Genomic DNA, 17,027 nt, shown 5'->3' with positions numbered 1-17,027 from the left:
AGGAGCATTAACTTTAGTATCGGTTAATTCAATATAATTATATCCATTTTAAATCTAAGTTATGAGGCTTGCAACAATATTCCTGATTCCAATTTTATGTTTTCTTCTGAATATTTCAGCATTTGCCCCATTAAATCAAGAAAGTTCAGGTTCAGATAAAATCAGGATCAACCAGGTTGGATTCTATCCTACAGGCCAAAAAATAGCGATTGTTGTAACTTCAGAAGCTACCAATTTTTCAATTCTTACAGCAGATAAAAAGAATGAAGTGTTTTCAGGCAAACTTAGCGATGCGAAAAAATGGCCACATAGTAAAGAAACCGTAAAACAAGCTGATTTTTCTTCCGTGGAAATCTCAGGAGAGTATGTATTACAAGTTCCCGGAATTGGTACCAGCCATCCTTTTCATATAGACGAAAATGTACATTTTGAGCCAGCAAAAGCAAGTATGAAGGCTTTTTATTTTCAGCGAGCTTCTACTGCTTTACCCGAAGAATATGCCGGAAAATGGGCGAGAGAAGCCGGCCATCCAGACGACAAGGTGAAAATCCATAATTCTGCCGCTTCAGAGAATAGACCGGCTGGATCTACTATTTCAAGCCCCCGAGGATGGTATGACGCAGGAGATTTTGGAAAGTATATTGTAAACAGCGGAATTACCATGGGGACTTTGTTATCGCTTTATGAAGATTTCCCGGAATACCTGGACACACTTAATTTAAATATTCCAGAAAGCGAGAACAATATTCCCGATTTTCTTGACGAAACATTGTACAATCTAAGATGGATGATGACAATGCAGGATAAAGACGGGGGTGTTTATCACAAGCTTACCAGCGCGAATTTTCACAGCGCGGTTGCGCCAAAAGATGCTACACTTCAGCGATGGGTAGTACAAAAAAGTACAGCAGCTACTTTAGATTTTGCTGCAGTAACTGCACAGGCAACAAGAATTTTCGAAGATTATAAAGATGAATTACCAAGATTATCAGATTCGCTTTTGGTGATGAGCGAAAAAGCTTATCGCTGGGCGAAAGAAAACCCCGATGTAATTTACCAGCAGGAAACATTAAAAGATCCTGAAATAAACACCGGAGCCTATGGAGATCGAAATTTTAAAGATGAATTGCAATGGGCTGCCACAGAACTTTTCATAACCACAGGAAAGAAAGATTATTACCAGGAAGCTGGGCTGGAAAACCTTTTAGAACTTAACTTTGGAATTCCCGCCTGGCCAAATGTGAATACGCTTGCTCTCTACTCTCTTGCCAGGCACAGGAAAAATTATAAGAATAGTGAGCTTGTAAATATTCATGCCATAATTGAGCAGCTTACCCAAATGGCCAATAATCTGGTAACTTCTTCAAAAAGTTCTGCTTATGCGATTCCAATTGGAATAAATGAATCAGATTTTGTTTGGGGAAGTAACTCCACCGCAGCAAATCAGGGAATACTACTTTTAAATGTATACGAAATAACAGGCGACAGGAAATATCTTGATGCTGCAAATAGCAATTTGGATTACCTGCTGGGAAGAAATGCCACGGGCTTTTCTTTTTTAACCGGTTTTGGCGAGAAATCTACAAGAGATCCGCATCACAGACCTTCTGAAGCTGACGATAATGAAGATCCGGTACCCGGACTTTTAGCCGGGGGCCCAAACCCCGGGCAACAAGACAAAAATGAATGTGCAGAGAAATACACGGCTGCGCATAAGCATCCTGCAACTTCATATATTGATAACCGTTGTAGTTATGCCAGTAATGAAATCGCAATTAACTGGAATGCTCCTTTTGTATATCTTGCCAATGCTATAGAGGCAATACAAAAGACAAAATAAAGTGGTTATTATCTTTTTAAAGAAAATAACCACTTTTGCTCCACCTTAGCATTTGTACTCTTTTATAATTCTGAGAAATAAGAACCAAATCAGATTATTTTCCCATTAAAAGCAATTCATTACAAACTACTTCGGTTATATAGCGCTTGTTCCCGTCTTTATCATCCCAGCTTCGGTTGGTGAGTTTTCCCTCTATTCCAACTTCCTTGCCTTTATTTATATATTTTTCAACCAGCTCTGCGGTTTTCCCCCAGGCTACAATGTTATGCCATTGCGTATCGGTTATGCGTTCGCCATTTCCGTTTTTGTAACTTTCATTTGTAGCTACCGAGAATTTAGCTAGTTTTTTACCCGATTCCAGGTTTTCGATTTCAGGCTCTCTCCCAACATTCCCGATCAACTGTACTTTGTTTCTAATAGTGCTCATAACGTATTAATTTAAAAAGCTGAAAATCGTTAGTTCATTTCAACAGGACAAACATAGCACAGTCTTTTAGTAGTAATCGTCTGGTAATTATTTGTTTACGTTTAAATACGTTTGTAAACGTTTGGAAATGAATCAAGCAATCGGAAATTTTTTGTAATATTAAATTTCAATTAAGACTTACCATGACCGAAAAATAAAAAATGCTTTCAGGCCAATTATACCTGGGCTCAGATAAAGAAATTGCAAAAGACAGGTATAATGCAAGGCTCATATTTCAAAAAGCAAATAAGTTAGGGGAAGAAAAAGCAGATGAAAGAATCAAGCTCTTCTACTCCTTATTTAGAAAAGCTGGTAAAGATCTTTGGATAGAGCCGCCGTTTTATTGTGATTACGGATATAACATAAAATGGGCGACCAGGTTTTTATGAATTTTAATTGCTGCATTTTAGATGTTGTGGAAGTGAATATTGGAAACAACGTATTTTTAGCGCCCAACGTAAATATTTATACCGCAACGCATCCCTTAGATGCCAAAACTCGAGATTCGCTTTTAGAATATGGCAAACCGGTTACTATTGGCAATAGCGTGTGGATAGGCGGCGGTGCAACCATTTGTCCGGGAGTTAATATTGGCGCAGGGAGTGTACAGTAGTAGTAAATGATGTTCCTCCAAACGTACTGGTGGGTGGAAATCCGGCTAAAATCATTAAAACATTAGATAATAATCAATAGAATTATAAAATTTATATATTATTGTAATAATTATTAAAAAATCATCATTTTCAATATAATTTCATAAAATTCATCAATCAAATAGAATGTACAAAAAATCACTCTTTTTAGCTTTCACCGTGTTTTTCGTAGCAAATTCTTATAGTCAATTAAATGTAAGCTACCATCAATCTAACCTTCCTTTTATTGGTATAGGCTACGATATAAATGAGCGCCTTACTCCAGAATTAAGACTGGGCACCGATCAATTTATTTCAGATTTATCAGTAGAAGCTGTGATTACCTATAAATTTCTGAAAAAAGAAAATTACGATTTTTATGCGGGCCTGGGATATAGAGTTAACGCTTTTGAAGGACTTGTAGCACCCGTTGGACTTAACTTTTACCCGTTTAACGAGAAAAAATTCGGTTTTCACATAGAAGCTGCTCCTATTCTATTTGATGCCGATATACTTAGAGGGAGTTTTGGGATACGCTACCGCTTTCTTTAAATCCGTAAAATTCTTACTGCGGAGAATTAGCAAACTATTTCTGAGCACGCTCCTAAAGCAAGCTTAAAAACATTCAAATCTCAATTATCAAATAAAATTTATGAGAAAAATCACAATAATTATCTTGTTTTTTCTAGTTGCTACACTTGACGGGAAATCACAAAATTTGGAAGTCGGGTTTGGACTGGGAACAGGTTCAGCATATATGTTTGAGAATGCCGATAATAATATTGATATTGATTACTCGCTACCCTTTAGTTCATATCTTGATCTAAAATATTCGAAACCTGATTCTTATTTCGGACTTAAACTTAAATTACAATATTTAAACTCCGCAATTGAAGGCAGAAATTGGAAAAGTTCTAATGAACCTATTGATGGCGATGTTACTTCACTAACTTCTATGATTCTGTTAGAGCACCTTAAAGAAAATAGCAAATGGAATTTTGGCTATAACTTTGGTTTTGGCTATACCCACCAGGAATTCAGACAGGATTTAATTAATTTATCTCCAGTAGTTGATCGTAATTTTATGAGTGTCAGTTTTTCCGGAATTATTAGTTCTAAGCTAAATAACAATTTAGCCCTGCAATTAGAACCCACTTTACTTTGGACTGATCTTGTAGGTTCGTTCAGAGAAAGCGATAAATGGCAAATTGGCGGGGAAGATGTCAGCATTTTAATGCAAATAGGAATTAAATATAAAATTCATTAGCATCCCCACGCAACCTTTTTAATGTTTTCGCATCTAATTACAGAAAGAACTACTAAATTCAAATAAGATGGGTAAATTTATTAAAATATGCTTAGCTCTAATACTTTTCTGCTCTATTGGCTGCAGCGAAGATTCTTTAAGTGAATCAACAGAGGAAACGGGAGAAGCAGTAAGAAATTCTTTTGATGGAGCTTCTTCTGAAGGTACTGGAGAACCAGACAACGGGAACGGTGATTCCGATTCCTCTGGTATGATAACTGCAGGAGAATGGAACGACCTTGAAAACTGGAACTTTTGGCTTGAATTAAAAAACACCCAGGATTTTGCCGAAAAACTAAACCATTGGGATTTTTTCTTTAATAACCGGATTTCAGTTTCTATACAAAATATGAGTGCACTGCCTGTTATAGATGCCGTTATAGAATTAAAAAACGAACAGGCTAACACAACCTGGTCTGCCAAATCTGATAATAATGGAAAGGCTGAGTTATGGATAAATCCTTTTGAAAATTCCTCAAATTTCAGTCTAAGCAATTATTCGCTATGGGTAAATGGCGAAAAGATTAATACTACTTTAAAAGGAATTGGCCAGGGGATTAATGAGATTCAAATAAAAAACACCGAGGTAGTCCCAACCAATGTGGAAATTGCATTTATTGTAGATGCTACCGGCTCCATGGCAGACGAGTTAGAGTTTCTAAAAGATGACTTGAAGAGCATTATTCAAAAAGTTGAAAATTCAAATTCTAATCTTGATATTTTCACATCCTCGGTTTTTTACCGCGATACTGAAGATGAATACCTTGTAAGACATTCAGGTTTTTCAAGTGATATAAATACCACTTTAAGTTTTATTAATAACCAATCTGCAAATGGTGGTGGCGATTTTCCAGAAGCCGTACATACCGCTTTAAATACAACATTAAACGAGCTACAATGGTCTACCAGCGCCCGCACCCGTTTGGCTTTCTTAATATTAGATGCCCCACCACATCATAATCAACAGGTTATTGCTGATATTCAAAATTCAATAAAAAAAGCAGCTGAAAAAGGAATTAAACTTATACCTGTTACCGCAAGCGGAATTGATAAAAAAACTGAATTCCTTATGCGTTACTTCTCCATGGCTACCAATAGCACTTATGTTTTTATTACTAATCACAGTGGCATAGGCAATGATCATATTGAACCCTCTATAGGCGAATATGAAGTAGAATTTTTAAATGAATTATTAATAAGATTAATTACTAAGTATTCTGAATAACAGCTACTAAGCTATACCTTCAAAATTCCTAAATAACTGTAGAGGTTGCTATTCTCTTTAAGAAAGCTTTTCTTGTAAAAAAAAGATGCCACAAGAAGAACCCAAAGTTTGGTATGCCTGTTATGGTTCCAATTTATTAAAAGAGCGTTTTAGCTGTTATATTAGTGGTGGTCGCCCTGCCAATGCCAAACGCGTTTATCCCGGTTGCACCAATAAAACCCTGCCTGAAAAATCTAAAGGAATCACTATAAATGGCGAACTTTATTTCGCTAAATCTTCAAAAACCTGGAGTGGCGGTGGCGCCGGATTTATAAAATCTGACTTTGATAAAAATATAAAAACCCTGGGTAGAATGTACCTCATCACCCAGCAGCAATTTGTTGATTTGGTACAACAGGAAATAAAATTTGAAGGCGATTTTGATATAGATCTCCAACACGTAATTAAAAATCGTAGCCTGGATATGAAAAATAATTCCTGGTACGGGAAGATCATTTATCTGGGTGAAGATGAAAATTGCCCAATCTTCACTTTTACTAATGAAGATTATTTAAAAGAGGAAATAAATTCCCCACACGAATTTTACCTAAAAATAATTATTGACGGCCTTAAAGAAACCTACCAAATGAGTGAGGCCGAAATTGAAACTTATTTAAAGACCAAAGAAGGAATTAAAGGTTTCCCCATTGAAGCTAAATTACCACAGCTTATTAAAAACTGAACGTAATTTTCCTATTTTTAATTAGTTAACCCTAAACTTATGAAACCTGAAAAAGTAAATTTAAAAGATAAATTCGAGTTGTTTAATGAGCACTGGACGCCTAAAATTATTGGCGAACTCAACGGGCAACAGGTAAAACTCGCGAAATTAAAAGGGGAATTTGTTTGGCACGATCATAAAGAGGAAGATGAAATGTTCCTGGTTATTAAAGGAAGTCTAAAGATTGAATTTCGAGATAAAACTATTCGCTTAAATGAAGGCGAAATGTATATTGTCCCAAGAGGTGTTGAGCATAACCCTGTAGCTGAAGAGGAAGCCTGGATTTTACTTTTTGAGCCTGCAAGTACCAAACATACCGGCGAAGTGAAAGATAAACTAAGCGTGGAAAATCAGGAATGGATTTGAAATCCTGCCCTTTTCCAACAAGTTTTCTAAAAGCAATAATGTTTTATAGCGCTTTAATTATAGGGAAAGTTATCTTTGTAAGCTTCAGAAGCTTTTGATATTTATATAGAAAGATTAAAACGTCGGTAGCTTTAAAACAAATCTTATGTCCTTTAAAAAACTGAATATTCCGCTTAAAGAAGCTTTGGAAAGACTGAAAATTGAAAATCCGCTTCCATTTCAAAAACAAATTTTACCCAAAATTAAAAGCGGAAGAGATCTTTTTATCGTTGCTCCTGAAGGTTCCGGAAAAACTACCGCACTTGTAATTAGCACAATTCAGAAATTAGAAAGCGCAGCTTTTGAAGATGCTCCCAGAGCTTTGATTTTTGTTCAGGACAAAGAAGCTGCCCTGGCGCTGGAAGAAGAATTCAACAAATTCACAAAATACATGGACTTACGCGTTTATAGCGCGCATGACGCTCCCGATATCAGCAAACAAAAAGATGATATTTATGATGGTGTGGACATTGTGATCGCTACACCAAAAAAATTATTTCAGCTTTTTAAAATCACCGGCATCAATGTAAGTCAGTTAAAGATTCTTGCGGTAGAAGACGCCGAATTCTTAACCAAAAACAGCGATTATAACGATTTAATTAGGATTCCGCAGCATATTACAAAATGCCAATACCTGGTGTTTGCCTCTACGATGAATCCTAAAATTGAACGCCTAAAAGATTCTTTTATGGCTCGTGCCGAAATGCTTAGACTAAAGGTATAGCAGATTTTTCGTATTTTAGAATATGCTAAAATCTATAAGTTGTTTTATCTTAATTTTCTCTTTCGCTATGAATTTAAATGCGCAAGATCTTTCTAAACACCAATGGAAAGACCGACTAATTTTGATTGTAGCTGAACAGAAAAATGAAAAATTCCAGCAACAACTTACCGAACTTCAAAAACATCAACAAGGCTTAAACGAGCGAAAACTGGTAATCTACCAAATTTTACCTGAAAAATATACAACCGGATTTGAAGAAGAGAACTGGAAAAATTCTTCTGAGCTTTTTCAGAAATATAAAGCTGAAAAAAGCGATTTTCGGGTTATTCTAATCGGATTGGATGGCGGCGAAAAACTGGAACAAACCGAAGTGCTTTCCGCAGAAAAACTTTTTAATACTATAGATAGTATGCCGATGCGCCAAGCGGAAATACGGAAAAACAAGTAAGTATAACTCTACAAAAACCTGAATTTCAGTATTTTTTAAGCTTTTTATTTATATTTATTGTGAAAACAAAATTTAATTTCGAGTAAAGCCTGGAAATATTTAATCCTCGATTATCGCGTAGTATGCAAAAATCCTGTTTGGAATGTGGCGAAAAAATTGTAGGTCGCGTAGATAAGAAATTCTGCAGCGATTATTGTCGCAATGCACACCATAACAACCTCAACAAAGACAGGAAAAACCTGGTTAGAAACGTCAATAACTTGCTTCGCAAAAATTACCGAATTTTAGAAGAATTCAATCCAAACGAAAAAACCACGATTAGTAAAAATAAATTACTCGCCCGTGGTTTCAATTTTGAATATTTTACCAGCATCTATACAACCAAAACCGGTAAGGTCTATTATTTTGTGTACGACCAGGGATATCTTCCTTTAGAAAATGGAATTTACGCTTTAGTTAAACGCAGTTAACCACACACTATTACATAGTGCATTTACCGATAGGGATTTCAAAATTAATACTAAATGAAATTTATAAAATCGGCATTTACGATTCTATCTTTAATTTTTTTAATCTACTCTTGTGGTTCTCAAAATAAGATGAAAAATACTCCGCAAACAGATGAAATGCTTATCAGGATTTCTGAAATTAAAATAGAAGAGCAGTATCTTGAAGAGTATATAAAAATTTTAAAATATGAAGCTGAAGCTTCTGTTAGGTTAGAGCCAGGCGTTATTTCTATATACCCAATGTTTCAAAAGGAAGACCCTACCAAAATAAGAATATTAGAAATATATGCAGATAATGAAGCCTATAAAGCTCATCTGGAAACACCACATTTCAAAGAATATAAATCTTCAACACTTAATATGGTAGAATCCTTAAAGCTTATAGATATGGAAGCAATAGACGGGAAAACCATGTCAAAGATTTTTAAAAAGCTTGAATAATTAGTTTAAGCAAAGGTCTTAATCTCCCCAATTATTACTTTTTAAACGCACCGCTGCCCTAAGTACATCACTTTGGCTAATTTGCCCAATAAGTTTGCCGTGTTCCACAATTGGAAAACGCCTAAACCGTTTTTCAATAAATAGTTTTGCGGCATCCATCACATTCATATTTCCGTCTATGGTTTCCACATTACAAGTCATTCGCTTACCAATGGTAGTATCTTCTAAGGGCATATTGTAATACTGGCTGTCTGAAATTTGTTTCATACAATCCCCTTCAGAAATAAGCCCTACTAGTTTATTATTGTCATCTACCACACACCCACCAGATATTTTATGTTTGGTCAGTTTTTCGGCAACATCTAAAATATTCTCGTGTTCTTTAAAAGTAACCAGTGAGGTACTCATATAATCTCTAACCAACATGGGTGCGCTCTTCGGCTTCTCCGGTTCCGCCCTTTTTCCCTGAAAACTTTTAATACCCATAACTTAAATTTTTGATTACTAATAACTTAAATATAGGTAAAATTTAATTATTCTGAAAGCCTGCTTTCCTGTATTACTATTCCTTAAAATCTTAAGTATCTTTAAATCCTGTAAACCTTTTGTTTTTTTCTGAATTATGCTGAAGAATATACCTCGCTTTTTCTCTTTCATTTTTATTACCATTGCAGTTTGGTTTAGCTTTTACAGCAGCCAACCAAAAAATATTGAAGCTAAAGATGCGCCTGAAACCACTTTTTCTACCCAACGCGCTTTTAAACACGTGGAAGCGATTGCGCAGAAACCACATTATGTAGGGACTGAAGCTCATAGCCGCGTAAGAAATTATATTGTAGGCCAGTTACAGGAAATGGGCTTACAGGCGCAAACTCACGAAGATTATACGCTTACCAAAAGCGGCACGCTAGTGCGTCCTCAAAATATTTTAGCACGTTTAGAAGGCAACGGAAACGGTGAAGCTTTGGTGCTTATGACGCATTACGACAGTAATCCGCATTCTTCTCCCGGTGCCAGTGATGCCGGCAGCGGCGTGGGAACAATTTTAGAAGGAATTCGTACATTTTTAGCTGAAAATAAAAAGCACAAAAATGATATTATCATACTGTTTACCGATGCTGAAGAACTCGGTTTAAATGGCGCCGAACTTTTTATAAAAGATCATCCCTGGGCTAAAGATGCCAAACTTGCCCTTAATTTTGAAGCCCGCGGCAGTGATGGCGATTCTTTTATGTTCCTGGAAACAAATTCTGGAAATGCAGGGCTTATTAATTCTTTCAAAGAAGCCAATCCAGAATTTCTAGTTACAAATTCGCTGGTTTATAGCGTTTATAAAATGCTGCCTAACGACACCGATCTTACTGTTTTAAGGGAACAGGGAAATATCCCGGGTTATAATTTTGCATTTATAGACGATCATTTTGATTATCACACCGCGACTGACACCCCCAAAAACTTAGATAAAGAAACCTTAGCACATCAAGGCAGTTATTTAATGCCTCTACTCGATTATTTTAAAGATGCAGATTTAAGCGAAGTAAATGCGGAAAAAGAAGTATTGTTTTTTAATATTCCGGGCGGGGAAATAATCAGTTATCCGTTTTCCTGGATATTCCCAATGCTTATTCTCGCTTTTGTTTTGTTTTTTATCATTCTGGGCTATGGATTTTCCAAGGATCATCTTCAGCTAAAAGAAATTTCAAAGAGTATTATTCCGTTTATGGTGAGCCTGGCCTTTTCTGGCTTATTGGTTTTTCTACTTTGGAAATTTCTACTTTACAGCTACCCTGAATATTCAGAAATGGAACAGGGTTTTACCTATAATGGCTATTATTATATCGCTGCTTTTGTTTCATTAAGCTTACTCATTTCGTTTTTCACCTACTTCCGATTTAGACATATAGACAAAAAGGCGAATCTATTTGTTGTTCCACTATTTTTCTGGTTATTGCTTTGCACTTTGCTAGCATTCTTTTTAAAAGGCGCGGCATATTTTATAATCCCAGGCTTTTTCGGCTTACTGCAGCTATTTATTATGATGCGTCAGGAATCGCCAAATTCCTTATTAATGGCGTTCTTAAGCCTTCCGGCTGTATTTATTTTAGTGCCTTTTATAAAAATGTTTCCGGTAGCTTTAGGTCTGAAAATATTGTTTGTCTCAGCTTTACTCACCGTTTTATTATTTCAACTGCTGTTACCTGTTTTTGCCTATTTTAAAAGCAATAAAAAAATCGCGGTTTTATTCTTCTTAGTTTTCAATATTCTTTTAATTATCGCACATTTTAAAGCCGATTTCACCGAAGAACACCCTAAACCGAATTCGCTGGTGTATCTTTTTGATGCCGATAAAAATACTACCAATTGGTATTCTTACGATAAGATGCCAGACGAATGGACTGAAGCATATTTTGGAGAAGAACCATTAATTGCTCCTTCAGAAAATAAAACCTTTAGCAGCAAATACGGCTCAAATTTTACCTGGCGTGCCGAAGCTCCAAAAATTGATCTAAAATCGCCCGGCGTAATTTGGGAAAAAACCGATTCTACCACAGCTTTTAATTCCTATTCTCTGAAAATTGCTACCAACCGAAAAGCGGATAGAATAGAACTTTTTGCTGATAGAACCGTAGATTTTGAAAGTTTTAAAGTGAATGGTCTCGAAGCTGATTCTGTCGCGCTGGGAAGTAACGATTTTCATATTCACACCCGTAGATGGCACGACCGAATATTGACTTATCATATTTCGGGAAGGGATACTTTAAGATTGGAATTCAGTTTGAAAAAGGATAAAACACCAGAATTCACACTTTACGAGTCCAGTTATGATTTGCTTGAAAATCAAGATTTAAATGTAAAGCCCAGACCAGAAACTATGATTCCAAGGCCTTTTGTACTAAACGATGCTGTAATATTTAAGAAAACCATAAGTCCCGAGTAGGTTTTGGTTTTGTAGCTTTGAGGTTATTACTCGTCATCCTGAATTTATTTCAGGATCTAACTTGATAAGAAATCTTCTCATATTAGAAGCTGAAACAAGTTCAGCTTGACGAATACACGAATATTTTATTTAAAACTTAAAAACACCTCCCCTTTGGGGAGGCCGGGAGGGGCTTTATGAACATATCTATATTAGGAACCGGCTGGCTGGGATTGCCACTCGCAAAAAAGCTTAAAGAAGAGCACGTAGTAAAAGGCTCGGTAACCAGCCAGGAAAAAATGCAGCCATTGCGTGAGGCCGGCATTACGCCTTATCAGATTAAAATTTTTACAGAAGGCGTTCAGGGCGATCTTACTTCTTTCCTGGCGCATTCTGAATTGCTAATTATAGACATACCGCCCGGCCTTCGTGGCGATCCCGAAGCCGATTTCGTTGGTAAAATAGGCAGGATTATAGATTATATAGAAAAATCTCCGGTAGAAAAAGTGATTTTTGTGAGTTCTACTTCAGTCTATAAAGACGAAGAAAACTTCCCCGAATACACCGAAGAAAACGAAGCTAACGGAACTTCAGAAGCCGCTAACCAACTTATTTCTTCAGAACAAATGCTATTGAAAAATCAGCATTTTCAAACCACAGTTATTAGGTTCGGCGGATTAATTGGTCCGGGAAGACATCCTGTAAATTACCTTGCTAACAAAACCGGGCTTAAAAATTCAAAAGCGCCGGTAAACCTTATTCAACAGGAAGATTGTATAGAAATCATAAATCAGATCATCAAGAAAGAAGCCTGGGGAAAAACTTTTAACGCAGCCTGTCCAGATCATCCAACTAAGGAAGATTATTACACGAAAACTGCAAAGGGAAAGAACTTAAATATTCCCTATTTTGACCAGAATGGAGTTTCTAAGGGCAAGAAAATAAGTTCGGTTAATTTAGGGGAAGTATTGGATTATCAATTTGAGAAGGAAATCTAGAGACCCTCTGAACCAGGCTGAAGATGGCGTAAATAAAAAACCTCACAGATTTTAAAAACCTGTAAGGTCTATATTGTAGAAAGGTTTTCCTTTCATTTCGGTTTAGCAAACTTGAGGTTTGGTTAGAACTTATAACCTACTCCTACCATCAAAGTATTTACTCCACTTTTAATATCTGTATCGTATTGTTCGGCAAATTCTATAGATTCGTCAGTATATCTATTGGTTAGTTCAATACCATAACGTGCCTCAATAAAGAAATCCTCGGTGATATGATAGCCTACACCAAATGCCGCATCTAAACCAAATTCGTTTGTAGTGGGAACATCTTCTAATACAATAGTTGCCTGAGGACCCGCTTGTAAATAAAAACCGGAATTTTCTATATAATACTGCACAAGAACCGGAATAGATAAGAAATCGGTTTCTTCTACATTAAAATAATTTACGGAAGGTTGAAGGTGCCAATTTTCGGTGAATTGAAAATCGGCTAAAAATCCTACATAAAAACCGGAACCGTCTGCAGAAACCTGTGTACCACCCTTGGCATTAGCTTCTACTTCAACATTTGTATATCCAGCCTGGATACCGAAATCTACATTTTGAGCAAAGGAGTTTAATCCCAGAAAAAGGAAGAAAACTAAAAAGAAATTTTTAATCATTTTGTTAGATAGTTTATGTTATAACTACAAACATAGTTTTTATTTGCTAAAACATTGGAAAAACCACAATATTTAGGTTTTAAAATGAATTTTTTTTACTTATTTGAAGTGACTATTTAACAACATAGATTCTGAAACGAGTTCAGAATGACGTAAAAGCTCCTTCCCTTTTTAAGGGGAGGTGGCATTCCGAAGGAATGACGGAAGGGTTCAACCACCCCGGCCTATCGGCCACCCCTCCTTAAAAAGGAGGGTGACATTTTTTTTATTCCCGCTTCGGAGGTTAGGGGGCTTCAACCTCTTCTTCCTTAACCCTAAAATCCAGGGGCTGCAAAACTTTTAAAGCGCTTTCTATCGAATTGATCTTTTCAAAAGTTAAGAGCAATCGCAAGCCATTCCTGGTTTTCTTCTCTTTCATGGTGCATTTATGCTTATGCGTTTGTACATATTGCAGCACCTTGGTAAACGTATTGGTTTGATAAAATCTGGATTGCTGATCGGAAATAAAATAGCCTATCAATTTGCCTTGTTTTAATATGATCTTTTCCAGACCTATACTCGCCGCGATCCACTTTATACGAACACTATTAAGTAAATCTACCGCCTGGGTTGGTAATTCCCCAAAACGATCTACAAGCTCTGCTTCAAACTTTTGCAATTCTTCTTCTGAAGTAATTTTATTTAACTGTGTATATAAATTCAGTCTTTCAGTAATATTATTGATATAATCATCGGGGAAAAGAATCTCAAAATCGGTATCGATCTGCGCATCTTTTACAAAGGTTTTATCCTCTATATTTTCAGATTCATTATAAAGCTCCTGAAATTCATTTTCTTTTAATTCCTCAATCGCTTCATTTAAAATCTTCTGATAGGTATCAAAACCAATTTCGTTGATAAATCCGCTTTGTTCGCCACCCAGTAAGTCTCCGGCTCCACGAATTTCCAAATCTTTCATCGCGATATTAATTCCGCTTCCTAATTCAGAAAATTGCTCTAAAGCACTAATTCGTTTCCGAGCATCTTCAGTCATTACAGAATACGGTGGCGTTATAAAGTAACAAAAAGCCTTCTTGTTGCTTCGTCCTACTCTACCTCGCATTTGGTGAAGATCTGAAACCCCAAAATTATTCGCATTATTAATGAAAATAGTGTTCGCATTAGTAACATCAAGTCCGCTTTCCACGATCGTTGTTGAAACCAAAACGTCAAATTCACCATTGATAAAACTCAGCATCAGTTTTTCCAGCTTCTTGCCTTCCATCTGGCCGTGGCCTACACCAATCTTAGCATCTGGCACCACACGCTGAATCATTCCGGCGACTTCTTTAATATTTTCAATCCGGTTATGAATAAAGAAAACCTGTCCGCCCCGTTGAATTTCATAAGAAACCGCATCCCGAATAGTTTCTTCGGAAAAACGAATTACGTTAGTTTCAATTGGATAACGGTTTGGGGGCGGAGTGGTGATGGTAGATAAATCTCGCGCGGCCATTAAACTAAACTGAAGCGTTCTTGGAATAGGCGTTGCCGTTAATGTAAGTGTATCTACATTTTCCTTGATAGTTTTCAGTTTATCTTTTACCGAAACTCCAAATTTTTGTTCTTCATCTACGATCAGTAATCCAAGATCTTTAAATTTCACCGCTTTATTAACCAATTGGTGCGTACCAATCACAATATCTACTTTTCCATTTTCCAGATCGGCTAAAGTTTCTCGGCGTTCTTTAGCGGTTCTAAACCTATTTAAATAATCTACTGTTACCGGGAAATCTTTTAAACGTTCAGTGAAAGTTTCATGATGTTGAAACGCCAAAATAGTGGTTGGCACTAGAACAGCAACTTGTTTACCGTTATCTACCGCTTTAAAAGCTGCCCGAATAGCAACCTCTGTTTTCCCGAAACCAACATCCCCACAAACCAACCGATCCATAGGGCGCTCGTTTTCCATATCTTCTTTTACCGCCTGGGTTGCGGTACTTTGATCTGGCGTGTCTTCATACATAAAAGAGGCTTCCAGCTCGTGTTGTAAGTAAGAATCTGGGCCAAAGGCAAAGCCTTTTTGTAATCTTCGTTTTGCGTAAAGTTCAATTAAATTGTAGGCAATATGTTTAACACGCGCCTTGGTCTTTTGCTTTAGTTTCTTCCAGGCGTTACTTCCCAATTTAAAGATCTTGGGCTCTTTGCCATCCTTCCCGTTATATTTCGAAATTTTATGGAGAGAGTGAATGCTGACATATAAAATATCCCGCTCACCGTAGAAAAGCTTGATCGCTTCCTGCTTTTTTCCTTCTACATCAATTTTCTGAAGTCCGCCAAATTTCCCTATTCCATGGTCAATATGGGTTACATAATCACCCACTTCAAGGTTACCGAGTTCCTTAAGCGTGATCGCCTGTTTTTTAGCATAACCATTCTTAAGATGAAACTTATGGTAGCGCTCAAAGATCTGGTGATCTGTGTAACAAACATTTTTTCCGGTTTCATCGATAAAACCCTGAAATAAAGCCAAAGTAATTGTTTGGTATTTTACTATACGTTCCTGATCATCGAAGATATCGTGGAACCGTTTGGCTTGCTGTTCACTTACGCAGAAGATATAATTTGTATACCCGTTTTCCTGATTTTCAATTAAGTTATCAATCAGTAAATCGAATTGCTTATTGAAAGAAGGCTGGGGTTTTGTTTGAAATTCTATACTTTTCTGAGCTTCTAAATAAGTCTGGTTACTCAATTCAACAACTGAAAAAAGCTCTAGCTGACTTTTAATTAACTGCCCATCACAAAACAGCTCTTTGGGTTCACTATGTTTTACATCTTCAGAAAGTTTATTAAAGGCTTCTTCTGCCTTGCTAAAAAGTTTATCGGCTTGCGCAGTGAGTAAATCGAGGTTTTTAACAAACACCACGGTTTTTTCTGAAATATATTTTAGAAAACTATCCCGTATTTCATCAAGGTGTTTATTTTCCACATTCGGCATCACCGAAATTTTCTTCACCTTATCTGTAGAAAGCTGGGTTTCTACATCAAAACTTCTGATGCTGTCTACTTCATCTCCAAAAAACTCGATACGGTAAGGCTCGTCGTTACTAAAGGAAAAAACATCTATAATCCCCCCACGTACTGAGAACTCGCCCGGTTCGGTTACAAAATCAACCCTTTTGAATTTATATTCGAATAAAACCTCGTTTACAAAATCTATAGAAAGTTCATCTTCTACAGAAATTTTTAGCGTGCTTCTATCCAGTTCTTTTCGGGTAACTACTTTTTCAAATAAAGCATCAGGATAGGTAACAATTATCGCTGGTTTTTTACGCGAATTAATTCGGTTTAAAACTTCGGCTCGTAATAATACATTTGCATTATCTGTTTCCTCAATTTGATATGGACGGCGGTAACTGCCGGGATAAAAAAGCACATTTTTTTCTCCTACCAGCTGCTCGAGATCGTTTAAATAATAAGCCGCTTCTTCCTTATCGTTAAAAATCAGCAAAAAGGGTTTTTCTGCTTCTTTAAACGCATTGGCTACAACAAAAGAAAAAGCAGAACCAACAAGTCCTTTAAGTTGAATTTTAGTCCGATTTTTTTCAGAAGAGACAAGGGAATCCCTCAATTCCTGCTGTTGCGAGGATTGTGCAAAGCTTTGGGCGATAATAGTTTTACTCATTGGCGCAAAGATAATTGCAGAAATTTT

General features: G+C 36.5%; 18 protein-coding genes. 14 read left to right on the top strand and 4 right to left on the bottom strand.

From position 1 onward, the window contains the following. The first annotated feature begins 61 nt into the window (after positions 1–61). Positions 62–1,840 (top strand): glycoside hydrolase family 9 protein, encoded by a 1,779-nt coding sequence (locus B4F31_RS00265; protein ID WP_286760316.1) that lies wholly within the window; start codon positions 62–64, stop codon positions 1,838–1,840. Positions 1,841–1,934: 94 nt separating this feature from the next. On the opposite strand, the gene B4F31_RS00260 is transcribed toward B4F31_RS00265, so the two are convergent. Beyond that, a complete protein-coding gene (locus tag B4F31_RS00260) occupies positions 1,935–2,267 on the bottom strand; it encodes a single-stranded DNA-binding protein (RefSeq protein WP_075325154.1) in 333 nt (110 codons plus the stop codon). Between the two features lie 200 nt (positions 2,268–2,467). Between B4F31_RS00260 and B4F31_RS18065 the strand changes: the two genes are divergently transcribed. The 11 genes from B4F31_RS18065 (at position 2,468) to B4F31_RS00210 (ending at position 8,756) form a co-directional block, all read left to right on the top strand. Beyond that, positions 2,468–2,695: a maltose acetyltransferase domain-containing protein gene (locus tag B4F31_RS18065; protein WP_349675906.1), complete on the top strand. Its 228-nt coding sequence runs from the start codon at positions 2,468–2,470 to the stop codon at positions 2,693–2,695. After that, a complete protein-coding gene (locus tag B4F31_RS18060) occupies positions 2,674–2,919 on the top strand; it encodes a hypothetical protein (RefSeq protein ID WP_349675905.1) in 246 nt (81 codons plus the stop codon). The genes B4F31_RS18065 and B4F31_RS18060 overlap by 22 nt, the downstream gene beginning before the upstream one ends. Before the next feature lie 166 nt (positions 2,920–3,085). Continuing rightward, positions 3,086–3,490 carry a hypothetical protein gene (locus B4F31_RS00250; protein WP_093305644.1) on the top strand — a complete coding sequence of 135 codons (405 nt, stop codon included), beginning with the start codon at positions 3,086–3,088 and terminating at the stop codon, positions 3,488–3,490. 100 nt (positions 3,491–3,590) lie between these two features. Then, positions 3,591–4,205, top strand: a complete 615-nt coding sequence (locus tag B4F31_RS00245) for a hypothetical protein (protein WP_075325156.1) — start codon at positions 3,591–3,593, stop codon at positions 4,203–4,205. A gap of 67 nt (positions 4,206–4,272) precedes the next feature. Beyond that, a complete protein-coding gene (locus B4F31_RS00240; RefSeq protein ID WP_093305642.1) occupies positions 4,273–5,469 on the top strand; it encodes a vWA domain-containing protein in 1,197 nt (398 codons plus the stop codon). A gap of 85 nt (positions 5,470–5,554) precedes the next feature. Continuing rightward, a complete protein-coding gene (locus tag B4F31_RS00235; RefSeq protein ID WP_075325158.1) occupies positions 5,555–6,190 on the top strand; it encodes a hypothetical protein in 636 nt (211 codons plus the stop codon). A 39-nt stretch (positions 6,191–6,229) separates the two neighbouring features. Continuing rightward, positions 6,230–6,595: a cupin domain-containing protein gene (locus B4F31_RS00230; protein WP_057482536.1), complete on the top strand. Its 366-nt coding sequence runs from the start codon at positions 6,230–6,232 to the stop codon at positions 6,593–6,595. Positions 6,596–6,740: 145 nt separating this feature from the next. Further along, positions 6,741–7,358 (top strand): DEAD/DEAH box helicase, encoded by a 618-nt coding sequence (locus B4F31_RS00225; RefSeq protein ID WP_093305640.1) that lies wholly within the window; start codon positions 6,741–6,743, stop codon positions 7,356–7,358. Positions 7,359–7,380: 22 nt separating this feature from the next. Next, positions 7,381–7,806 (top strand): DUF4174 domain-containing protein, encoded by a 426-nt coding sequence (locus B4F31_RS00220; protein WP_075325160.1) that lies wholly within the window; start codon positions 7,381–7,383, stop codon positions 7,804–7,806. Positions 7,807–7,928: 122 nt separating this feature from the next. Continuing rightward, positions 7,929–8,276 carry a hypothetical protein gene (locus B4F31_RS00215; protein WP_075325161.1) on the top strand — a complete coding sequence of 116 codons (348 nt, stop codon included), beginning with the start codon at positions 7,929–7,931 and terminating at the stop codon, positions 8,274–8,276. Between the two features lie 54 nt (positions 8,277–8,330). Continuing rightward, positions 8,331–8,756 carry a putative quinol monooxygenase gene (locus B4F31_RS00210; RefSeq protein WP_093305638.1) on the top strand — a complete coding sequence of 142 codons (426 nt, stop codon included), beginning with the start codon at positions 8,331–8,333 and terminating at the stop codon, positions 8,754–8,756. A gap of 18 nt (positions 8,757–8,774) precedes the next feature. Here the strand turns inward: B4F31_RS00210 and B4F31_RS00205 are convergent, their stop codons facing one another. Beyond that, on the bottom strand, positions 8,775–9,242 hold the full coding sequence (locus tag B4F31_RS00205) for a CBS domain-containing protein (protein WP_075325162.1): 468 nt from the start codon (positions 9,240–9,242) through the stop codon (positions 8,775–8,777). 136 nt (positions 9,243–9,378) lie between these two features. Here B4F31_RS00205 and B4F31_RS00200 point away from each other — a divergent pair, with 136 nt between their 5' ends. Both B4F31_RS00200 and B4F31_RS00195 read left to right on the top strand, forming a co-directional pair. Next, a complete protein-coding gene (locus tag B4F31_RS00200) occupies positions 9,379–11,694 on the top strand; it encodes a M28 family peptidase (protein ID WP_286760315.1) in 2,316 nt (771 codons plus the stop codon). 176 nt (positions 11,695–11,870) lie between these two features. Then, on the top strand, positions 11,871–12,671 hold the full coding sequence (locus B4F31_RS00195; protein WP_286760314.1) for an NAD(P)H-binding protein: 801 nt from the start codon (positions 11,871–11,873) through the stop codon (positions 12,669–12,671). Positions 12,672–12,793: 122 nt separating this feature from the next. Here the strand turns inward: B4F31_RS00195 and B4F31_RS00190 are convergent, their stop codons facing one another. Together B4F31_RS00190 and mfd are read right to left on the bottom strand one after the other, a co-directional pair. Continuing rightward, positions 12,794–13,333 carry an outer membrane beta-barrel protein gene (locus B4F31_RS00190; protein WP_075325165.1) on the bottom strand — a complete coding sequence of 180 codons (540 nt, stop codon included), beginning with the start codon at positions 13,331–13,333 and terminating at the stop codon, positions 12,794–12,796. A 283-nt stretch (positions 13,334–13,616) separates the two neighbouring features. Beyond that, positions 13,617–17,000, bottom strand: coding sequence for a transcription-repair coupling factor (gene mfd, locus B4F31_RS00185; protein ID WP_075325166.1), 3,384 nt, complete (start codon positions 16,998–17,000; stop codon positions 13,617–13,619). Between the last annotated feature and the right edge of the window lie 27 nt (positions 17,001–17,027).

The sequence above is a fragment of the Salegentibacter sp. UBA1130 genome (assembly GCF_002311535.1).
Taxonomy (GTDB): Bacteria; Bacteroidota; Bacteroidia; order Flavobacteriales; family Flavobacteriaceae; genus Salegentibacter; species Salegentibacter agarivorans.
Note: the sequence above shows the minus strand (reverse complement) of the source record. Positions and strands in the feature narration are given on the sequence as shown.